This window comes from Nocardiopsis oceani (genome assembly GCF_054777395.1).
The window spans coordinates 40,553-58,642 of the sequence record NZ_BAAHAR010000027.1; the positions used below are offsets into that span (position 1 = coordinate 40,553).

Sequence of the window (18,090 nt, forward strand, 5' to 3'; positions counted from 1 at the left end):
CGGGGGACTCCTCCACGTGGTCCGCCCAAGGCGGACGTGTCACTCCAAGGGTCGTCTCCACTCTGCAGAGCCACTGCTGTCGGGAGCCGACGGCAAGATGTCCGCGCGTCGAACAGCAAGAGGCATTTGTCGGAGAGCCTCCACAGGACGCGACCGAGGGGTCACCGGGCTGTCACCGAAGGGGACGTCCCTCACGGACACGGAGCGCGATCCACAGCTCGGTGCGGTGGTCGGGGTCGTCGAGGTCGCCGGGGAGCAGTTCCCGGATCCGTTTCATCCGGTAGCGCAGGGTGTGCCGGTGCACGCCCAGCTGTTCGGCGGCGGAGTCCCACCGACCGGACGCGGCGAGGTAGGCCCGCAGTGAGGCGAGCAGTTCTGGGCCGGTGCGCTGTTCGTCGAGCGGGGCGAGCAGGTCGTCGGCCATACGGGCCCCCGCGGGGTTGTCCAGGAGGCCCAGCAGGCCCCCGGGCAGCTCCTCGAAGCGGACCAGCGCGTGCCCCTCCTCCGACGCGGCCGACAGTGCCTGTTCAGCTTGGGACCGGGCTGCGGCCAGGTCCGCGTAGCCCACGGGATCGCTCAGCCCGACCGGGCCGTCCAGGGCCTCAGCGACCGCTCCGGCGCCCCTGTTCGCGGCGGCCAGCAGGAGCGTGCGGTCCCCGTCCGCGGCCACAAGGACGCCATCCGGCAGCGGGCCTTCGGGAGCTGGCCCCTCCGCGGCGGCCACGACCACCGGTTCGGCGGGCAGGACGTCCCGCAGTTCGGCCGCGCCCGGGTGCCGCGGGTCGAGTGCCCCGCCGAGCAGCGCCGAGAGGACACCCGAGCGCACCCGCGCCCCTCGGCCGGCGGAAGGCCGTTCGAGTTCGAGGGACAGCAGTGAGACGGCCGCGTTGACCAGGGTGCGGTCGTCGGAGCCGAAGGCCTCCAGTGCGCCCACCGCGAGGAAGCCGCGGATCCGACGGCCCGTGGAAAGGGGTTGGATGGACACCCGGTCACCGCCCGAGGTCACCGAGACGCTGGAGCGCAGACCCGCGCTTCGGAGCCGGGACAGCTCGGCGGCAAGCCCGGGCGCGCGGTCGGCGGCGGACGCCGGGGCGGCGTGCTGAACCGAACCGTCCGGCCCCAGCAGCAGAACCCATCCGCCGAGCTCTCGGGCGAGCCGGTCCACGACGGCGGGTGCCCCGCTGAGTGCGGCCCGGGTGAGCTCGCGCTGGGCGGTGAAGGCCCGGCTCAGGCCCTCGTACTCCTCCTTGGCCAGCAGCCGGGAGACCTCCTTGCCGATCGCAATGAAAGGCGTCTCCCGGGCCACCTCCACCAGGGTCACCCCGAATTCCGCCGCGGCATCGCGCAGCTCCTCGGGTGTCTCGTCGAAGTTGACGGCGGCGCCGAAGCCGAGGCCGGCGATGTCGCGCTCCGCCAGGCGGCGTACGTATCCACGGAGGTCGGGCAGTCTGTCGACCCACCGCACCCCGGTGGTCAGCACCAGTTCGCCCCCGGCGAGGTAGGGCGTGGGGTCGCTGAGTTCGCTGACCGCCACCCACTCCACCTCGCGGTGCAGCCGGTCCTGTCCGGTGAGCAGGCGAAGGTGCAGGCGCGGTGTGCGCAGCAGCGCGCCCAGTGTCGGCGGCATCGACGTCTCCCCTCGTCTCCGAACCCTGCCGCAATGGCACAGGCCTTCCTCGCAATTATCCACTGTGTCCATGTGTGCCCGCTTCCGCGCGGCCTAGTGTCTTGCGAGTCCGCACCCCTGCACCAGCACCCCCACAAGGAGGCAGCCGCATGACCGCGACCGAGGTCGTACAGTCCCGCCGGATCGTCACCGAGATCCCCGGCCCGAAGTCCCGTGCGATCCAGGAGCGCCGATCCTCCGCCGTCGCCCAAGGCGTGGGCAGTGTGCTGCCCGTCTACGTGGAGCGCGCGGGTGGCGGCATCGTCGAGGACGTCGACGGCAACTCCCTGATCGACTTCGGCTCGGGTATCGCGGTGACCAACGTCGGCAACGCGGACCCGCGCGTGGTGGAGCGCGCCACCGAGCAGCTCGAGCGCTTCACGCACACCTGCTTCATGGTCAACCCGTACGAGGCCTATGTGGAGGTCTGCGAGGCGCTCAACCGCGTCACCCCGGGCGACCACGAGAAGCGGTCCATCCTGCTGAACTCGGGCGCCGAAGCCGTGGAGAACGCGGTCAAGGTCGCCCGCAGTGCCACCGGGCGGCAGGCCGTCGTGGTGTTCGACCACGCATACCACGGCCGCACCAACCTCACCATGGGCCTGACCTCGAAGAACATGCCGTACAAGCACGGCTTCGGCCCGTTCGCCGGTGAGATCCACCGGCTGCCGATGGCCTACCCCTTCCGCTGGCCCACGGGCCCGCAGAACTGCGGCCCGGAGGCTGCGGACGCGGCGATCGAGCAGATCTCCAAGCAGGTCGGCGCCGAGAACGTGGCCGCCCTGGTGATCGAGCCGATCCAGGGCGAGGGCGGGTTCATCGAGCCCGCTCCCGGCTTCCTGCCAGCGCTGGCGGAGTTCTGCCGCGCCAACGGGATCGTGTTCGTCGCCGACGAGGTGCAGACGGGCTTCGCACGGACCGGGCAGATGTTCGCCAGTGAGCACGAGGGTGTCGTTCCGGACCTGATCGCCACCGCCAAGGGAATCGCGGGCGGCCTGCCCCTGGCCGCGGCAACCGGCCGTGCCGAGCTCATGGACGCCGTGCACGGGGGCGGTCTGGGCGGTACCTACGGCGGCAACCCCGCCGCGTGCGCGGCCGCGCTGGCCACGCTCGAGAAGATCGAGGCAGAGGACCTGGCGGGCCGTGCCCGCGAGATCGGCGAGCTGATGCTCCGCCGCCTGCGCGCCTTCGCCGACAAGTTCGGTGTGGTGGGCGACGTGCGCGGCCGGGGCGCGATGATCGCGATCGAACTGGTCCACGAGGGCGGCAAGGAGCCGAACCCGGAGGCCGTCGCCCAGGTCCTGGCCCACTGCCACGCCAGGGGCCTGGTCCTGCTGAGCGCCGGCACGTACGGCAACGTGATCCGTATGCTGCCGCCGCTGGTCATCGGCGACGACCTGCTCACCGAGGGCCTGGACATCCTCGAGGAGGCCCTCGCCGGCCTGTAAGCGGTCGGGACGGCACCGGGGCCGTCCGTTACCGGGTTCCCCAGGCGTAGGTCTGCTTGCGGAGCTTGAGGTAGAGGAAGGTCTCGGTGCTCTCGACGGTCTCCACGGTCCGGATGTCGGCAAGGACCTCCAGGAGGCGGGTGTCGTCTTCGGCGACGACCTCGACCAGGAGGTCGAAGGAGCCCGCCGTGATCACCAAGTACTCGACGCCGGGGAGGTCGGCGATCGCGTCGGCGGCGGCGTTGAGGTCTCCGTTGGTGCGCACGCCGATCATCGCCTGGCGGTTGAATCCCAGGGTCATGGGGTCGGTGACCCCCACGACCTGGACCACCCCGGCCTCCAGCAGGCGCTGGACTCGTTGGCGTACGGCGGCCTCGGACAGGCCCACGGTCTTGCCGATGGCCGCATAGGACCGGCGTCCGTCCTCCTGGAGGACCTCGATGATGCGCTTGGCGGTCTCGTCCAACGCCACACCGTTGACCCGGCGCACGGGTCCGGGCTCGAGCTGTTCGGTCACAGGGCCCTCCGCGAGTCGAAGCAGGAATCCATTGTTGCCATTGGCGCGCACAACGGATTCCAAAGTACTGCACGGGTTCGGCGCCCGGGTATCACCGTCCGGCCCTCAGCGTTTTTCGCGGACCGAGTCCAGTGACAGCAGTGCCACGTGGAGGGAGAGGCACGTCTCCACCGACTCCAGGTCGGCGTCCAGCACGTTGGCGATCTTGCGGAGCCGCTCGTAGAAGGCGGGCCGGGACAGGTGGGCCAGGCTCGCGGCCAGCGCCTTGTTGCGCCCCGCCCCGAGGTAGTGGCGCAGCATGTCCGTGAGGTCGCCGCCGTGCCGGGCGTCGTGGTCCAGGAGCGGGCCGAGTTCGCGCTCCACGTAGGTCTGCAGGCGCTCGTCGTCGCGGAAGAGGTGCAGGAGCCCGCGCAGGTGCAGGTCGGGAAGCCGGTAGAAGGGCCGCCGGTCGCTCTGTTTGATGGCCACGTCGCCTACTTGGCGGGCCTCGAGGAAGGAGCGGCGCACCTCGCGCACGCCGTCCCCGGAGGAACCGACCGCGAGCACGGCCGCGTCGCCGACGGTGTTCCGCACTCGGTCCGCAAGCAGGTGCAGAGTGGCGTCGAGGCGCTGCCGGTTCGGCAGGGCCAGGAGGATGCCCACCCGCAGGTCGTCCAGGGAACCCACCAGGGCGGGCAGGCGGAGTTCGCGGCAGGCCCGGGCGGCCCCCTCCGCGGTGTCGGAGAGGCGGGCTTGGGCCGCCAGGCCGGTGCCGCTCTCGCGCAGGCGCAGGACGATCCCGACCAGTTCCCTCCCGTTGAGCGGCACCCCGACGGCGCGGGCCCGCACCAGGGCTTCCTCGGGATCGGAGTAGGCCCGGTCGATGATGCCCGCGATGATGGTCCGGTGGGTCTGGCGCTCCAAGCTCTCCTGGTGGCGTTCCAGCAGGCGCCCAAGGGCGAGCGTGGTGGCCGCCCGCTCGATGAGCATGGTCTGGCGCGCGCTGGGCGTGGCGCCCACGATGAGGATGAGGCGCCCCCAGTCCTGACCGCGGGCTCCGACCGTGGTGACCAGCCAGCCGGTGGCGGGCGCGTGGACGGTCCGGGTGCCGGTGCGGATCGCGCGCGATCGGCTCTCCCAGGAGGTCAACAGGGTCCCGGGGTCCTCACCGTTGAGGTCGCAGCCGAGGACTTGGTGGGTGAGGTTCTCCAGGACGACCGGGCATCCGGAGAGCTGGGCGACCTCCCGCAGGATCTGTTCGGCGTCGGCGCCCTCGACGGACAGCTGGGTGAAGACCGAGTGGAGTTTCTCGGACTCGCGCAGCTCCTCCAGCTGCTCGTTGACCACCCGGATGTGGACCGCCTCGGTGATCTCGACGAAACGGGCCTCGCGATCCAGCAGGATGACCGGGATCCGGGCGTCGGTGGCCGCGTCGAGGAAGGCCTTGGGGAGTTCGGCGTGGTACTTGCGGCCGAGCTCGACCGCGATGCCGCTGACCCCGGCGTCGGCGATGTCCTCGATGTAGCGGCGGAGGGCTTCGGGGTCGTCGGGCATGGCGATACCGGTGCTGAGCACCAGTTCGCCCCCGCGCAGGAGGTGGGCGAGGTCGGTGACCTCGGCGATGTGGACCCAGCGGACGGCCACGTCCAGGTACTGGGCTCCCGCTACCACGCGGGGCCTGGCCTTCTGGAGGGCGGGGAGTTGGAGGACCTCGGCAAGGGTGGGAAGCACACCGACAGTCTAGGACGTTCTGTCAGGAAGGCGGGCGTTCCGCTTTACAGAGTGCAGGACGGCTCCGTCCGCTGAGCACTCGGTCCGCACCTCCGTCACGTGCTTTACATTTCGTAAAGCGAGCCAGCATGTTGTCAACATGGTGGTCCTGGCCAAGCTTCCCGCCCCTGGGGAGACTGGGGTCATGTCGGAACTTCTCTCGCGCCATCGCGCGGTCATGCCCTCCTGGTTGCCCCTGTACTACGAGTCACCGATGGAGATCGTCAGCGGGAAGGGCGCCCGGGTCACGGACGCCGAAGGCCGCACCTATCTGGACTTCTTCACCGGCATCGTGACCAACATGCTCGGCTACGACGTCGCCGAGGTCCGTGAGGCGGTGGAGCGCCAGATCGCCAAGGGCGTCGTGCACACCTCCACGCTGTACCTCATCCGTTCCCAAGTGGAGCTGGCCGAGAAGATCGCCCGCCTGTCCGGCATCCCCGACGCCAAGGTGTTCTTCACCAACTCCGGGACCGAGGCCAACGAGACCGCGCTGCTGCTCGCCACGCACGCGCGCGGCAGCGACGAGGTCCTGGCGGTGCGCGGCAGCTATCACGGCCGCTCCTTCGGCACCGTGGCCGTGACCGGCAACAGGTCGTGGAAGAACTCCTCGCTGTCGCCGCTCAACGTGCACTACCTCCACGGGACCGACCATGCGGCCCCTGCCTTCCGGAGCATGAGCGAGCAGGAGTACATCGACGCCTGCGTGGCCGATCTGCGCGACGTGCTCGACACCACCGCGCCCAACGTGGCATGCCTGATCGCCGAGCCGGTCCAGGGCGTGGGGGGGTTCGCCATGCCGCCGGACGGCCTTTACGCGGCGTACAAGGACGTTCTCGACGAGCACGGGATCCTGTTCATCACGGACGAGGTACAGACCGGGTGGGGCCGCACCGGGACGAGCTTCTTCGGGATCGGCAACCACGGGGTGACCCCCGACGCACTGACCTTCGCGAAGGGCCTCGGCAACGGCTTCGCGGTGGGCGGTGTGGTGGCCCGCGGTGACCTGATGGACGGGCTGAAGGCCCTGGGGGTGGCCACGTTCGGCGGCAACCCCGTGTCTATGGCCGCGGCCGGGGCGACCCTCGACTACGTGTTGGAGCACGACCTCCAGGGCAACGCGCTGCGCCAGGGCGGCACGATCATCGAGGGGCTGCGTGCGCTGCGCGAGCTGCCGTGCGTGAACGACGTCCGCGGCAAGGGCCTGATGTTCGCGATCGAGATGGTCGACCCGGAGACCGGCGCGCCCTCTTCGCCGCTGGCCGGAAAGGTCCTGGAGGCGACCCGTGAGCGCGGCCTGCTGGTGGGCAAGGGCGGCGTGCACGGCAACGTGCTTCGGATGGCCCCTCCCTTGACGCTGTCCACCGACGAGGCCGCTGAGGGCCGCGATGTGCTGCTGGACGCGGTGCGCGCGATCGCCGCTGAGGCCTGAGCACTCTGTGACGGTCTAGACGAGGAAGAGGAAGTTATGAGCAAGCACGTCAAACACTGGATCGGCGGCGGCGCCCACGAAGGCCCCGCCAAACGGAGCGGGGACATCTTCAACCCGGCGTCAGGCCAGGTCTCCGGCACGGTGGACCTCGCGGGGGCGGAGGAGGTCGACGCCGCGGTGGCCGCCGCCAGAGAGGCTTTCCCGGGCTGGCGGGACACCCCGCTGTCCAAGCGCGTGCAGACGCTGTTCCGGTTCCGTGAGCTCCTGCGCGCCAACAGCGACCGTCTGGCTGCGCTGGTCAGCGCCGAGCACGGCAAGGTCTTCTCCGACGCCCAGGGCGAGGTGGCCCGGGGCCTGGAGGTCGTGGACTTCGCCTGCGGCATCCCCCACCTGCTCAAGGGCGGCTTCTCCGAGAACGTGTCCACAGGGGTGGACTCCTACTCGATCCTGCAGCCGTTGGGCGTGGTCAGCGGCATCACACCGTTCAATTTTCCGGCGATGGTCCCGATGTGGATGTTCCCGGTGGCGATCGCCTGCGGCAACACGTTCGTGCTGAAGCCCAGCGAGAAGGACCCCTCCGCGGCGGTGCTCTTGGCCGAGCTGTGGGCCGAGGCCGGGCTGCCCGACGGCGTCTTCAACGTGGTGCACGGTGACAAGGCCGCGGTGGACGCCATCCTGGAGCACCCGGACGTGTCCGGGGTCAGTTTCGTGGGCTCCACACCGATCGCGCGGTACATCTACCGGACCGCGGCCGAGCACGGTAAGCGCGTGCAGGCGCTGGGCGGAGCCAAGAACCACATGGTGGTCCTGCCCGACGCCGACCTGGACCTGGCCGCGGACTCCGCGGTCTCCGCGGGGTTCGGGTCCGCGGGCGAGCGGTGCATGGCCATCTCGGCGGTCGCGGTCGTGGACTCGGTCGCCGACGACCTCATGGAGCGCATCGGCGAGCGCGTGGCGCGGCTGAAGGTCGGCCCCGGTGACGACGACCGCAGCGAGATGGGTCCGCTCGTCACCCGCGAGCACCGGGACAAGGTCGCCTCGTACTTGGAGTCCGGGGTACGCGAGGGGGCCACCCTGGCGATCGACGGTCGGGTCCACCCGGTTCTGGGCGGCACCTCGGACGGTTTCTGGTTGGGCCCCTCCGTGCTGGACCACGTCGGCCCGGACATGTCCTGCTACCGCGAGGAGATCTTCGGCCCGGTGCTGAGCGTGGTCCGCGTCGGCGACTACGACGAGGCCGTGAAGCTCGTCAACGACAACCCGTACGGCAACGGGACCGCGATCTTCACCAACGACGGCGGCGCGGCACGGCGCTTCCAGAACGAGATCGAGGTGGGCATGGTGGGCATCAACGTGCCCATTCCGGTACCTATGGCCTACTACTCGTTCGGTGGGTGGAAGCAGTCCCTGTTCGGTGACTCGCACGCCCACGGCACGGAGGGTGTTCACTTCTACACCCGGACGAAGGCGGTCACCGCCCGTTGGACCGACCCGAGCAGGCGCCCCGAGGGCGGCGTCAACCTGGGTTTCCCGACCAACGGCTAACGGGAGTTCACCGAAATAACGGACGAATGTCTCTCACTGACGGTCTACAGCGGGCAACACGGAGTATCGTTGTTCATCGACACCCCTTACCGGGTGTGGCCGCAGGCCACGTATGTCGTGAGAGACCATCCTGGAAAGACGCGCTCATTTCCCCTCCTCCCCATGGAAGCGGGCGCGTCAGCGGAAGCGCTCCGGGTCCGATGACTCCCCCCGGACCCGGAGCGCGACCGTTCGACCGACAGCGGCCACATGGTGGATGGGGCTCCAAAAGAACCCCCATCCACCATCTAGCGCCTAGGGCATGCTCGGCGGACACATACCCTGCTGCGCGTCGCCCCAGCGGCACTGTCACTGCGTTCTCATCAGTCGACAGCCAAACCCGGGCTGACTCCTTCTTCGGCCTTGTGCCAGCACCACTGGATGCACCGCTCGCGACGGGCAGCATCCACCGAACACGCCCTAGCGCGCCGCGATCAGCGGCTCACCGTCGGAAACCGGAGCCTGGCCGATGATCCCCGCGCACTCGTCACATCCGTACACGTGACTTCCGTCCGGCAGTTCCCCCAGGGTCCGGCGGGGCCGGGGCCACTTGGCGTGGCAGACGACGCAGGCATCCCCCATGCGCTGCGCCCCGCTCAGCCAGGTCGGTTCGTAGACGTAGATCTCGGATGTCGCGTCAGGCGTCGTGTCTGGTTTGCACATCGTGCTCGTTCCGCGCAATGTCCCTGCTCCCCCCGTGGTTTAGGACAGTCTGGCGGGCCGATAGTTACCGGCTCTTAATTGAATCAGAAGCTCTCGGCGCCTGGAAGGGCCCGGACCGATCTAAATCACTCCGTGCAGGGAAATCATAACCCTAAGTGACCAACCCTGGGAAGACCCCGGCCCCTGGCCGGATTTTCATGCGAAGCGCCGGATATATACGAGCCAGAGCGCGGCCGGGACTCAGTCCTCGGCTGGCGCGGAGACCCCGAAACGGCGCAGTGACAGTGCGGGATTGGTGACCCGGACCGCGTCGACCCGCTCGGCCGAAACCCGGGCCGAGGCGACCTCGAAGGTCTGCTCCCCCAGCGACGCGAGCGCCGTTCCCATCGGGTCGACCACCATGCTGTTGCCCGCCCCCGTGGGCGCCGACTGCCCGGCGGCAGCCACGTAGACCGTGTTCTCGATGGCGCGCGCCCGGGCGAGGGTGCGCCAGTGGTCCTCCTTCAGCGGGCCGGGGACCCACTGCGCGGCGAGGAGCAGCACGTGCGCGCCCGCATCGGCGATACGCCGGGTCACCTCGGGGAAGCGCAGGTCATAACAGGTCTGCAGGCCGAACACGACGTCGTCGACGGTGAAGGTCTCCGGCACTTCGATCGGCCCTGGGGCGACCACGTCCGACTCCTTCACCCCGAAGGCGTCGTAGAGGTGGATCTTGCGGTAGAGCGCGACCCGCTTGCCCTCCGGGGAGAGCGCGACCAGGGTGTTCGTGAAGTGGGTGGCGCCCTCGCCCTCGGACTCGTTCACCCCGAGCACGAGGTACACACCCTCACGGCGGGCGGTGTCCGCGGCGTCGGCCAGGAAGGGGCCGTCCAACGGCTCGGCGGCCTCGACATAGCGGTGGTCCGTGCGCGGCGCCGTGAACATCGTGTACTCGGGCAGCAGGACGACCCGCGCCCCCTCGGCTGCTGCCCGGGCGGTCAGCTCCGCCACCGAGCGCTGGTTCTCGGCCTTGTCCTGGCCCGGCGCGAACTGGGCTACCGCGACCTGCACCATCGAACTTCCCCCTCTTGACATCGGATCGGCGCCGCTTCCGGCACCCCGTCCCGGCGTCCCAAAACGTGCCCCGAGTGTATGCCCGGGCCCGCAAGCCCCTTGCCAAGGACTAAACATGTGTTTAATCTATTGAACATGAGTTCAGCTTCGGATCTGACCGCACGTGCCCGCATCCGGGACGCCGCCGTCACATGCTTCGGACAGCGCGGATTCGATGTCTCCGTACGCGTCATCGCCGAGTACGCCGGGGTCTCCCCCGGTCTGGTGATCCACCACTTCGGGTCCAAGGAGCGGCTGCGCGAGGTCTGCGACGAGCACGTCCGGCAGGTGATCACGGAGATCAAGAGTGAGTCGGCGCTGAACGCGGACTCCCAGCTCTTCCTGCGCCAGCTCGCCGAGATCGACCGGTACGCCCCCCTGCTCGGTTACCTGCTGAACGCCCTCCGAGCGGGCGGCCCTCTGGCCTCCGCCTTCTTCGACGACCTGGCAGAGGACGCGGAGCGCTACCTCGCCCTCGGGGTGGAGGCGGGCACCATGAACCCCAGCCGGGACCCCGCCGCGCGGGCCCGCTTCGCCACCTCGACCGCGCTCGGCTCACTCCTGCTGCACGTCAACCTCCACCACCGGGGGCCCGACATCGACTTCGGCGCGGTGTTCCGGGAGTGGACGGCGGCCTACATGCTCCCGGCCCTGGAGATGTACAGCGAGCCCCTCCTCGCCGACCGCTCGATCTTCGAGGGCTACCTCGAACACCTGGAAACCCCCAGCACAGACCCGTCCGCCCCTGGCGCCCCTCCAGCCCCGGACACCTCGACAGACACCTGAGTCCCGTTCCGAACACCGCGAGGAGATTCCGATGTCCCCGTCACCAGCAATCGAGGTCCGAGGCCTCGACAAGTCCTTCGGCCGCTTCAAGGCCCTCGACCGCCTCGAACTGACCGTGAAGACCGGGCAGGTGGCGGGATTCCTCGGCCCCAACGGGTCGGGCAAGTCGACGACCATCCGGGTCCTGCTCGGCCTCCTGCGCGCCGACCGAGGCATGGCTCAGCTGCTCGGCGGCGACCCGTGGAAGGACGCGGTCGCCCTGCACCGGCGCCTGGCCTACGTGCCCGGGGACGTCACCCTGTGGCCCAACCTGACCGGCGGCCAGGCCATCGACCTGCTCGGGCGGCTGCGCGGCGGGATCGACACCGCGCGGAAGCGGGAGTTCCTGGAGCGCTTCGAGCTCGATCCCACCAAGAGGGCGCGCACCTACTCGAAGGGCAACCGGCAGAAGGTGGCCTTGGTGGCGGCGCTGGCCTCCACCGCCGAACTGCTCATCCTCGACGAACCCACCTCTGGGCTGGACCCTCTCATGGAGGCGGTCTTCACCGAGTGCGTCCAAGAGGCCAAGGACGCGGGCCGGACGGTACTGCTGTCCAGCCACATCCTGTCCGAGGTCGAGAAGCTGTGCGACACCGTCACCATCATCCGCCAGGGCCGCACCGTGGAGTCCGGCACTCTGGCCGACCTACGCCACCTCACGCGTTCGGCGGTGCACGCCACGGTCGACGGTGATCCCCAGACCTTGGCTCGTTTGGCGGGCGTGCACGACCTCGAGGTCGACGGCGGCCGAGTGGCTTTCTCCGTGGACAACGCCCGGTTGGGCCCGGTGATGAGTGAGGTCACCGCGCTTGGTGTGCGCTCCCTGATCAGCAACCCGCCGTCGTTGGAGGAGCTGTTCATGCGCCACTACGGCGAGGAGCTGGTCGCTTCCGAAGGAGGCGGGTCGTCATGAGCGTGTTCACCGGCACCAGGGCGCTTATCCGCTTCGTCCTGCTCCGAGACCGCCTGCGGCTGTCACTGTGGGTCCTCGCCCTGGCCGGGCTCACCGCGGCGAGCGTCCCGGCCCTGGACGACATGTTCGCCACGGAAGCCGAGCGCCAGGGCAGAGCCGCCCTCATGGACTCCCCGACCGGCATCGTCTTCGGGGGCCCCGGATACGGGCTCGACGACTACACGCTCGGCCCGATGCTGGTCAACGAGCTGACCATGACCTTACTCATCGCTTTGGCGGTGATGAGCGTCCTGCACGTGGTCCGGCACACCCGGGCCGAGGAGGAGAGCGGCCGCTCGGAGCTCCTGCGCGCCAGCGTCCTGGGGTCCGGTGCCCAGATGGCCGCGGCACTGGTCACGGTCGCCCTGGCCAACCTGGCGATCGGCGCCCTCATCGCGCTGTCGATGACCGCCTTCGATCTGCCCGCGGCCGACTCCCTCGCCTACGGCTTGGGGCTGGCGCTGGCCGGGATCACCTTCGGGGCGCTGGCCGCAGTAGGTGCCCAGGTGTCCGAGCACGGACGCTCCGCCGCCGGCTTGGCCTTCCTCGCGGTGGGAGTGCTCTTCATGTGCCGGGTGGTGGGCGACATCTCCGAGCCGGGCGGCAATGCGCTCTCCTGGCTTTCGCCGTTCGCCTGGGTCCAGCAGGCCCGGCCCTTCGACCAACTCTCGTGGGCGCCGCTGGCCCTCTACCCGGCGGTGGTCGCGGTGCTGTTCACGGTGGCCTTCGCTCTGGCGGCCCGCCGCGACCTGGGCGCCGGACTCGTGGCCACCCGGCCCGGACCGGCCGACGCGGGCCGTCTGCTCTCGGGAACGTTCGCCCTGCACCTGCACCAGCAGCGCGGGGCCGTGCTCGCCTGGACGGCGGCCGTGTTCCTCTTCGCCCTGTCCTTCGGCAGCCTGGCCACCGAAGTCGAGGCGATGATCGACACCAACCCGGAGCTCGCGGCCGTCATCGGCGACGACGCGGACGACCTCGTAGGCGGGTTCCTGGGCACCATGGGCGTCTACGTCACCATGGTGGGGGCGGCCTACGGTGCGCTGTCGGTGCTGCGGGCCCGTACCGAGGAGACCTCCGGGCGTGCGGAGGCGGTCCTGGCCACCGCCGTGGGCCGGACCCGCTGGTTCGGTTCGGCCCTTCTGGTCGCCGCCTTGGCCACGACCTTGATCGTGGTGGTCGGCGGTGCGGGCTTGGGCCTGGCCGCCGCGGCGTCCCTGGACGACGCGTCCTGGGCGGGCACCATGGTCGAGGCCTCTCTGACCCAGATCCCGGCCGCCCTGGCTTTCGGCGCGCTGGCCGCGCTCCTGTCGGGGGCCGTTCCCAGGGCGGTCCCGCTGGTCTGGGCGTGGCTGGGGTACAGCATCCTGGCGACGGTACTGGGTGCCCTGGTCGGGCTGCCCGACCAGGCGATGGACGCGAGCGCGTTCGAGATCCTGGCGGCACCGCCGATGGACGATTTCGAGGCCGTCCCGTTCCTGGTCTACGCGGGTGCGGTCCTGGTGGCGGCGGCGGTGGCCCTCATCGGGTTCCGCCGACGCGACCTCACCACGGCCTGAGCGCAGCGGGCGGACCGCCCCAGGCCCCTACCCAGGGGGCTCGGGGTTGGTCCACTGTTCGGCGGCGTTGCGCAGCCGCACGAGCCGGTCCCAGTGCTCGGACACCGTGTTGCGGCCCGCGTCGGTGAGGCTGACAACGGTCCTGGGCCGACCGCCCGAGGTCTTCTCGACCCGGACGACCCCGCCCCGCTCCAGTTTGGACAGGTGGCTGGACAGGTTGCCCTTGGACAGCCCGGTGAGACGCTGGAGGAAGAGGAAGTCCGCGCTCTCACAGGAGAGGAGGGCGCTGGAGATCGCCAGCCGCGAGGGATCGTGGACCAGGCGGTCGATCTCCGCCATGTCCTCGAAGGGCGTGCCCATGCTCAGTCCGTTCCGTTCTGTTGCGCCGTCTCCGTCACCGGCGGGAGGGTGCGCACCAGTGTGCGGTGGTCGAGCAGTCCCCCGATGCAGAGTACGGCAGCGAAAGTGACCAGGAGCGACTCGGTGGCGGCGAAGCTGAGCGGGTGGACACCCGAGGGCATGAGCATCCCCAGGGGCAGCAGGCTCGCCAGGCCGATGACGGCCCCCGCGACCAGGTAGTGCGCCCGCATCCGCCAGTGGGTGTAGGCGAGCGCGACGAAGGAGATCGCGAACACGAGGCCAGCAACCCCCAGTGGTCCGTAGCTCCAGCCGTAGGCGGCGCTCAGGTTGGCCGCGACCAGGATGAACACGATGAAACCTACGGGCACGAACATGTACACGGCGGTCCGGCCGGGGCTGAAGAGCGCTTGGACGCGGCCGAACCGTCGGCGGTAGTACCCGCGGACCAGGGCGCTCAGGACCATGAAGGCGGGCAGACTGATCAACAGCCATCCCGCCTCCCCGTCGCGGACGAGCAGCAGGCCCAGCACGAAGAGCGCCGCCGGGATCTGTTGGAGCCCCTGGTAGTCGCGGTAGTTGGCGGTGACGTGGCGGATCCGTTCGAGCCGCTCCAAGTCCTGGGGGGTGGTCATCCGAACCTCCGGTTTGTAGTGCAAACCTTTTCTCCACCGTAGGCGCCGAGGTTTCGGTTTGCAATGCAAACCAGAAGGATGTTCTACCCGGGATCGGGTAGCCCGCACGGGAACCCGATCTCCAGTCGACACGAAAGGGGAACCCATGTCCGTGGCGGAGGGCCGCACCCGGCCGCGCCGGACCCGGCGCGTCCTGACCGTGGCCGCCGTCGTCGCCCTCGTACTCGTGGTGCTGATGGGACTCTTGTGGGCCTTGCAGAGGTCGGTCATCTACCTGCCCATGGGCGGCGAGCCGCCGCCCGCCGAAGAAGTCATCCAAGGCGCCGAGGACGTGCGCCTGCACACCGACGACGGCCTGGATCTCGGCGCCTGGTTCGTCCCCGCCGAAGGCGAGGACCGGGAGACCGCCGTCCTGGTGACCAACGGCAACGCGGGCAACCGGGAGAGCCGCGCCCCCTTGGCGCGCGCCTTGGCCGCGGAGGGTTTCTCGGTGCTGGTCTTCGACTACCGGAGCTACGGCGGAAACCCAGGAAGCCCCTCCGAAGAAGGCCTGACAGCCGACGCGCGCGCCGCTTCGGACGCCCTGGCCGAGCGGGGGTTCGAGGCGGAGGACACCGTGTACTTCGGCGAGAGCCTGGGCGCGGGCGTGGCCGCCAACCTCGCGGCGGAACGGCCGCCCGGCGCGCTGTTCCTGCGCTCCCCGTTCAGCTCCCTGGCGGACATGGGCAGCTACCACTACCCGATCGTCCCCGTGCGCCTGATCCTCCGGGACGAGTACCCGGTGGCCGATCGGGTCGCCGAGATCGACCGGCCCACCAGCGTGGTCGTCGGCGACGCCGACACCGTTGTTCCCCCTGACCAGAGCCAGGCGGTGGCCGAGGCCAGCGCGAACCTGTTCGAGACGATCGACCTGCCCGGCGGGGGCCACAACGACCCCGACACCATCCACGGCTCCGAGGTCGTCGCTGCCGTGGACCGCCTGGCCGACGAAGCGATCTGACTCCGGCAGGAACCCCGAACCGTCCACCCGCACATCCCTGGGAGGTTGTGGCTGCTGATATAAACAGATCAATCGGTCTATTAATGAACGGGTTCGGGGAAGGTCCATGAGCCGAACGGACGGCACGACGGAGCAGGGCCAGGGCGGCCGGGGGAAGAGGAGTACGCGGCGGCGGTTCCTGCGCGGGCTGCTGGTGCTGGGCGGCCTGGGGGTCCTCGTCGGCGCCGGGGGTGTGGGCCACTTCCTCGCCACGATGTACCGACCGCGGGAGGACCCGCAGCGGGGCCGGTTCGCCCTGACCGGCGCCACAGTACTCACCGGGGAGGACCTGGAACCCCGCGAGGGCACGACGGTGGTCGTCGAGGACGGTGTTATCGCTGAGGTCGCCGCCGACGACGACGTGGTACTGACGGAGGACACCGAGATCGTGGACCTGAGCGGTCATACGCTCCTGCCGGGCCTGATCGACCTCCACGTGCACCTGGGCTTCCCGCAGCAGGAACCCGATGAGGAGCTCGGGCCGACCGACATCCCGGGCGTGTTCTACGAGATGATGCGCTACGCGCCTTCGGCCCGCCGCGCTCTGCTCGAGCACGGGGTGACGACGGTGCGCGGTCTGGGTGACGACCACTCTTGGATCATGGAGATGCGCCGGATGCTCCGCGAGGGCGAGCTGGAGGGACCGCGCCTGTACACGTCGGGTCCCCTGTTCACCACCCCCGGAGGGCACCCCGTCGTCACCTTCGGTGTGGAGGCCGACTCCGACACGGTCCGCCTGCCGGCCACCGCCGAGGAGGCCCGGAGCGACGTGCGCGCACTCGCCGCCGGTGACGACCCGGTGGACCTCGTCAAGGTGGTACAGGAACGGGGGGATCCCGCGAACCTGGAGCTGGACCCCCTTCCCGCGGAGGTCCTCGAGGCCATCGTGTCCGAGGCGCACGAACACGGCCTCTCCGTCACCGCGCACTGGGGCTCCGAACCGGACCTCGCCGAGGCCCTGGCCGCCGGAGTGGACGGGGTCGAGCACATGGAGGTCCGGGGCGTCCTGGACGGGTGGCCCGAGAATCTCCTGGACGAGCTGGTCGGGCGCGGCATCCCGATCACGCCGACCCTGGCCGTCACCGAGGTGGCCACCGACCCGGACGAGCACCGGAAGCTCCGGGAGCGCCTGGCCGAGTTGCACGACACCGGCGGCCGGATCGTCGCCGGAAGCGACGCGGCAGTGCCCGGTGTCTCGTTCGGCGCCGGCCTGCACCGGGAACTGGAGCTCCTGGCCGACAGCGGCATGGGGCCGCACGCGGCACTGCGGGCCGCGACCGCGGAGGCCGCCCAGGTCCTGGGCACCGACCGGATCGGTGCGATCGCCGAGGGGCGGGCAGCTGACCTGATCGCCGTCGCCGGAGACCCGCTGGCCGATATCACCGCCATCCGGGAAGTCGTAGCGGTCTTCCGCGACGGCCGCCCGGTGGTACAAAGGTGAGTCGTGCGCAAGGTCGATCCCATCCAGTACCAGGCCAAACGCCGCGGCATCATGGACGCGGCGGCACCGTTGTTCGCGTCCCGGGGCCTCGACGGGACCTCGACCGCCGAGATCCGCAGAGCCGCCGGGGTCAGTTCGGGCGCCCTGTTCCACTACTTCCCGAGCAAGCGCGCGGTCTTCCTCGCCATCCTCACCGATGAGGGCGGCGACCGCTCCGGCACACTCTCCGCCGCGCACGCCCACGACGACCCGTGGACGGCCCTCCTGGACCTGGTGGAGCACCTGGCGGCACCGGCGGCCAGTCCCGTGGCCGCGGGGCTGGTGATGGAGGCGTTGCGACAGGCCCACCGGGACCCCGAACTGGCCGAGGCGCTGGAGTCCGACAGCGCCGCCGAACTCGAGGTCCTGACCGGCCTCGTGTCCCGGGCGGCACAGGAGGGCAGGGTCGATCCGGCCCTCGGCGCGGAAGCGACCGCCACCTGGATCCAGACGCTGATCGGCGCGCTCTTCCTGCGCGCCGCCACCGAGACCGGGTTCGACGCCGCAGCGCACATCCGGGAACTGCGGTCGCTGCTGATCCGGCTGGTGGGCGGCGCCGAACGCCGCGAGGCCCAGCCCGGTCGGCCCGAAGGCGACGGTGAGTCCGGGAGGCCCGCTCAGGCCGGAAGGTAGGACAGGGCCCAGGCGGGCGCCAGTACCAGGATGAGGAAGCGCGCGGCGCGGGTGACGAAGGTGACCGCGCAGAACAGCGCGAGGTTCATCCGGACCACACCGGCGAGTACCGAGACCACCATGAACGGCGGAATGCTCGCGAAGGAGCTCAGCGCCAGCAGTCCGGCGCCCCAGACCGGGCGGGCCTCCGCCTTGGCGCGCCATTCCGCCACCCGCGCGGACCACTTGCCGGGGGTGGCGGCCCTGCGCCTGAGCCACGGCGCGGAGATCGTCCCCCGGCCCACGTAGTAGTAGGGGATCTTGCCGAGGGTCTGTCCCACCGCGGCGGCCACCGCCATCGCGACGAGGGCGCCGTCGTCCAGAACGGCGACGGCGCCCACGAGGTACAGCTCGATGTTGATGAGCGGGACCAGCCCGGCCGCGGTGGCCACTACGAACGCCAGGGCGGTCTCGGTCATCCCG

General features: G+C 70.2%; 17 protein-coding genes. 9 read left to right on the forward strand and 8 right to left on the reverse strand.

Annotation, left to right across the window (positions count from 1 at the left end; all coding sequences use genetic code 11):
* Positions 1-172: 172 nt before the first annotated feature.
* Positions 173-1,627, reverse strand: a complete 1,455-nt coding sequence (locus tag ACYVDG_RS17250) for a PucR family transcriptional regulator (RefSeq protein WP_460753290.1) — start codon at positions 1,625-1,627, stop codon at positions 173-175.
* Positions 1,628-1,776: 149 nt separating this feature from the next.
* Between ACYVDG_RS17250 and gabT the strand changes: the two genes are divergently transcribed.
* Positions 1,777-3,114 carry a 4-aminobutyrate--2-oxoglutarate transaminase gene (gene gabT, locus ACYVDG_RS17255; RefSeq protein WP_460753296.1) on the forward strand — a complete coding sequence of 446 codons (1,338 nt, stop codon included), beginning with the start codon at positions 1,777-1,779 and terminating at the stop codon, positions 3,112-3,114.
* A gap of 28 nt (positions 3,115-3,142) precedes the next feature.
* On the opposite strand, the gene ACYVDG_RS17260 is transcribed toward gabT, so the two are convergent.
* Both ACYVDG_RS17260 and ACYVDG_RS17265 read right to left on the reverse strand, forming a co-directional pair.
* The gene (locus ACYVDG_RS17260) at positions 3,143-3,631 is read right to left on the reverse strand and encodes an Lrp/AsnC family transcriptional regulator (RefSeq protein WP_460753301.1); all 489 of its coding nucleotides are present in this window, start codon (positions 3,629-3,631) and stop codon (positions 3,143-3,145) included.
* Positions 3,632-3,736: 105 nt separating this feature from the next.
* Complete coding sequence (locus ACYVDG_RS17265; RefSeq protein ID WP_460753306.1) at positions 3,737-5,341, reverse strand: PucR family transcriptional regulator; 1,605 nt, start codon at positions 5,339-5,341, stop codon at positions 3,737-3,739.
* Between the two features lie 184 nt (positions 5,342-5,525).
* On the opposite strand from ACYVDG_RS17265, the gene ACYVDG_RS17270 reads away from it, so the two are divergent.
* Together ACYVDG_RS17270 and ACYVDG_RS17275 are read left to right on the forward strand one after the other, a co-directional pair.
* Positions 5,526-6,812, forward strand: coding sequence for an aspartate aminotransferase family protein (locus ACYVDG_RS17270; RefSeq protein WP_460753311.1), 1,287 nt, complete (start codon positions 5,526-5,528; stop codon positions 6,810-6,812).
* A gap of 36 nt (positions 6,813-6,848) precedes the next feature.
* Positions 6,849-8,357, forward strand: coding sequence for a CoA-acylating methylmalonate-semialdehyde dehydrogenase (locus ACYVDG_RS17275; RefSeq protein WP_460753316.1), 1,509 nt, complete (start codon positions 6,849-6,851; stop codon positions 8,355-8,357).
* A 459-nt stretch (positions 8,358-8,816) separates the two neighbouring features.
* On the opposite strand, the gene ACYVDG_RS17280 is transcribed toward ACYVDG_RS17275, so the two are convergent.
* Both ACYVDG_RS17280 and ACYVDG_RS17285 read right to left on the reverse strand, forming a co-directional pair.
* Positions 8,817-9,059, reverse strand: coding sequence for a hypothetical protein (locus ACYVDG_RS17280; RefSeq protein ID WP_460753321.1), 243 nt, complete (start codon positions 9,057-9,059; stop codon positions 8,817-8,819).
* Between the two features lie 240 nt (positions 9,060-9,299).
* Positions 9,300-10,112 carry a carbon-nitrogen hydrolase family protein gene (locus ACYVDG_RS17285; protein WP_460753326.1) on the reverse strand — a complete coding sequence of 271 codons (813 nt, stop codon included), beginning with the start codon at positions 10,110-10,112 and terminating at the stop codon, positions 9,300-9,302.
* A 135-nt stretch (positions 10,113-10,247) separates the two neighbouring features.
* Between ACYVDG_RS17285 and ACYVDG_RS17290 the strand changes: the two genes are divergently transcribed.
* From ACYVDG_RS17290 to ACYVDG_RS17300, 3 genes are read left to right on the forward strand one after another with little or no spacing between them, the layout of a single operon-like run.
* Complete coding sequence (locus ACYVDG_RS17290) at positions 10,248-10,937, forward strand: TetR family transcriptional regulator (RefSeq protein ID WP_460753330.1); 690 nt, start codon at positions 10,248-10,250, stop codon at positions 10,935-10,937.
* A 31-nt stretch (positions 10,938-10,968) separates the two neighbouring features.
* Complete coding sequence (locus tag ACYVDG_RS17295; protein ID WP_460753333.1) at positions 10,969-11,889, forward strand: ABC transporter ATP-binding protein; 921 nt, start codon at positions 10,969-10,971, stop codon at positions 11,887-11,889.
* Entirely contained in the window at positions 11,886-13,484 is a 1,599-nt protein-coding gene (locus tag ACYVDG_RS17300; RefSeq protein ID WP_460753338.1) for an ABC transporter permease, read from the forward strand. Before ACYVDG_RS17295 ends, ACYVDG_RS17300 begins: the two co-directional genes overlap by 4 nt.
* A 27-nt stretch (positions 13,485-13,511) precedes the next feature.
* On the opposite strand, the gene ACYVDG_RS17305 is transcribed toward ACYVDG_RS17300, so the two are convergent.
* Together ACYVDG_RS17305 and ACYVDG_RS17310 are read right to left on the reverse strand one after the other, a co-directional pair.
* On the reverse strand, positions 13,512-13,844 hold the full coding sequence (locus ACYVDG_RS17305) for a transcriptional regulator (protein WP_460753342.1): 333 nt from the start codon (positions 13,842-13,844) through the stop codon (positions 13,512-13,514).
* Positions 13,845-13,846: 2 nt separating this feature from the next.
* Positions 13,847-14,476 carry a hypothetical protein gene (locus ACYVDG_RS17310; protein WP_460753345.1) on the reverse strand — a complete coding sequence of 210 codons (630 nt, stop codon included), beginning with the start codon at positions 14,474-14,476 and terminating at the stop codon, positions 13,847-13,849.
* Between the two features lie 145 nt (positions 14,477-14,621).
* Between ACYVDG_RS17310 and ACYVDG_RS17315 the strand changes: the two genes are divergently transcribed.
* The 3 genes from ACYVDG_RS17315 to ACYVDG_RS17325 all read left to right on the forward strand — a co-directional run bounded on the left by ACYVDG_RS17315 (position 14,622) and on the right by ACYVDG_RS17325 (position 17,628).
* Complete coding sequence (locus ACYVDG_RS17315; RefSeq protein ID WP_460753348.1) at positions 14,622-15,476, forward strand: alpha/beta hydrolase; 855 nt, start codon at positions 14,622-14,624, stop codon at positions 15,474-15,476.
* Between the two features lie 106 nt (positions 15,477-15,582).
* On the forward strand, positions 15,583-16,956 hold the full coding sequence (locus ACYVDG_RS17320; protein WP_460753351.1) for an amidohydrolase family protein: 1,374 nt from the start codon (positions 15,583-15,585) through the stop codon (positions 16,954-16,956).
* Between the two features lie 3 nt (positions 16,957-16,959).
* On the forward strand, positions 16,960-17,628 hold the full coding sequence (locus ACYVDG_RS17325) for a TetR/AcrR family transcriptional regulator (RefSeq protein WP_460753356.1): 669 nt from the start codon (positions 16,960-16,962) through the stop codon (positions 17,626-17,628).
* Here ACYVDG_RS17325 and ACYVDG_RS17330 read toward each other — a convergent pair.
* Positions 17,613-18,086 (reverse strand): hypothetical protein, encoded by a 474-nt coding sequence (locus ACYVDG_RS17330; RefSeq protein WP_460753359.1) that lies wholly within the window; start codon positions 18,084-18,086, stop codon positions 17,613-17,615. The genes ACYVDG_RS17325 and ACYVDG_RS17330 overlap by 16 nt on opposite strands.
* Positions 18,087-18,090: the final 4 nt, after the last annotated feature.

What these genes read in the sequence shown, in the direction of transcription:
- ACYVDG_RS17315 (WP_460753348.1), top strand. Translation starts at nt 14,622, where the DNA reads ATGTCCGTGGCGGAGGGCCGCACCCGGCCGCGCCGGACCCGGCGCGTC.
- ACYVDG_RS17280 (WP_460753321.1), bottom strand. Translation starts at nt 9,059, where the DNA reads ATGTGCAAACCAGACACGACGCCTGACGCGACATCCGAGATCTACGTC.
- ACYVDG_RS17305 (WP_460753342.1), bottom strand. Translation starts at nt 13,844, where the DNA reads ATGGGCACGCCCTTCGAGGACATGGCGGAGATCGACCGCCTGGTCCAC.
- ACYVDG_RS17290 (WP_460753330.1), top strand. Translation starts at nt 10,248, where the DNA reads ATGAGTTCAGCTTCGGATCTGACCGCACGTGCCCGCATCCGGGACGCC.
- ACYVDG_RS17320 (WP_460753351.1), top strand. Translation starts at nt 15,583, where the DNA reads ATGAGCCGAACGGACGGCACGACGGAGCAGGGCCAGGGCGGCCGGGGG.
- ACYVDG_RS17275 (WP_460753316.1), top strand. Translation starts at nt 6,849, where the DNA reads ATGAGCAAGCACGTCAAACACTGGATCGGCGGCGGCGCCCACGAAGGC.
- ACYVDG_RS17310 (WP_460753345.1), bottom strand. Translation starts at nt 14,476, where the DNA reads ATGACCACCCCCCAGGACTTGGAGCGGCTCGAACGGATCCGCCACGTC.
- ACYVDG_RS17295 (WP_460753333.1), top strand. Translation starts at nt 10,969, where the DNA reads ATGTCCCCGTCACCAGCAATCGAGGTCCGAGGCCTCGACAAGTCCTTC.
- ACYVDG_RS17300 (WP_460753338.1), top strand. Translation starts at nt 11,886, where the DNA reads ATGAGCGTGTTCACCGGCACCAGGGCGCTTATCCGCTTCGTCCTGCTC.
- ACYVDG_RS17285 (WP_460753326.1), bottom strand. Translation starts at nt 10,112, where the DNA reads ATGGTGCAGGTCGCGGTAGCCCAGTTCGCGCCGGGCCAGGACAAGGCC.
- gabT (WP_460753296.1), top strand. Translation starts at nt 1,777, where the DNA reads ATGACCGCGACCGAGGTCGTACAGTCCCGCCGGATCGTCACCGAGATC.
- ACYVDG_RS17270 (WP_460753311.1), top strand. Translation starts at nt 5,526, where the DNA reads ATGTCGGAACTTCTCTCGCGCCATCGCGCGGTCATGCCCTCCTGGTTG.
- ACYVDG_RS17250 (WP_460753290.1), bottom strand. Translation starts at nt 1,627, where the DNA reads ATGCCGCCGACACTGGGCGCGCTGCTGCGCACACCGCGCCTGCACCTT.
- ACYVDG_RS17330 (WP_460753359.1), bottom strand. Translation starts at nt 18,086, where the DNA reads ATGACCGAGACCGCCCTGGCGTTCGTAGTGGCCACCGCGGCCGGGCTG.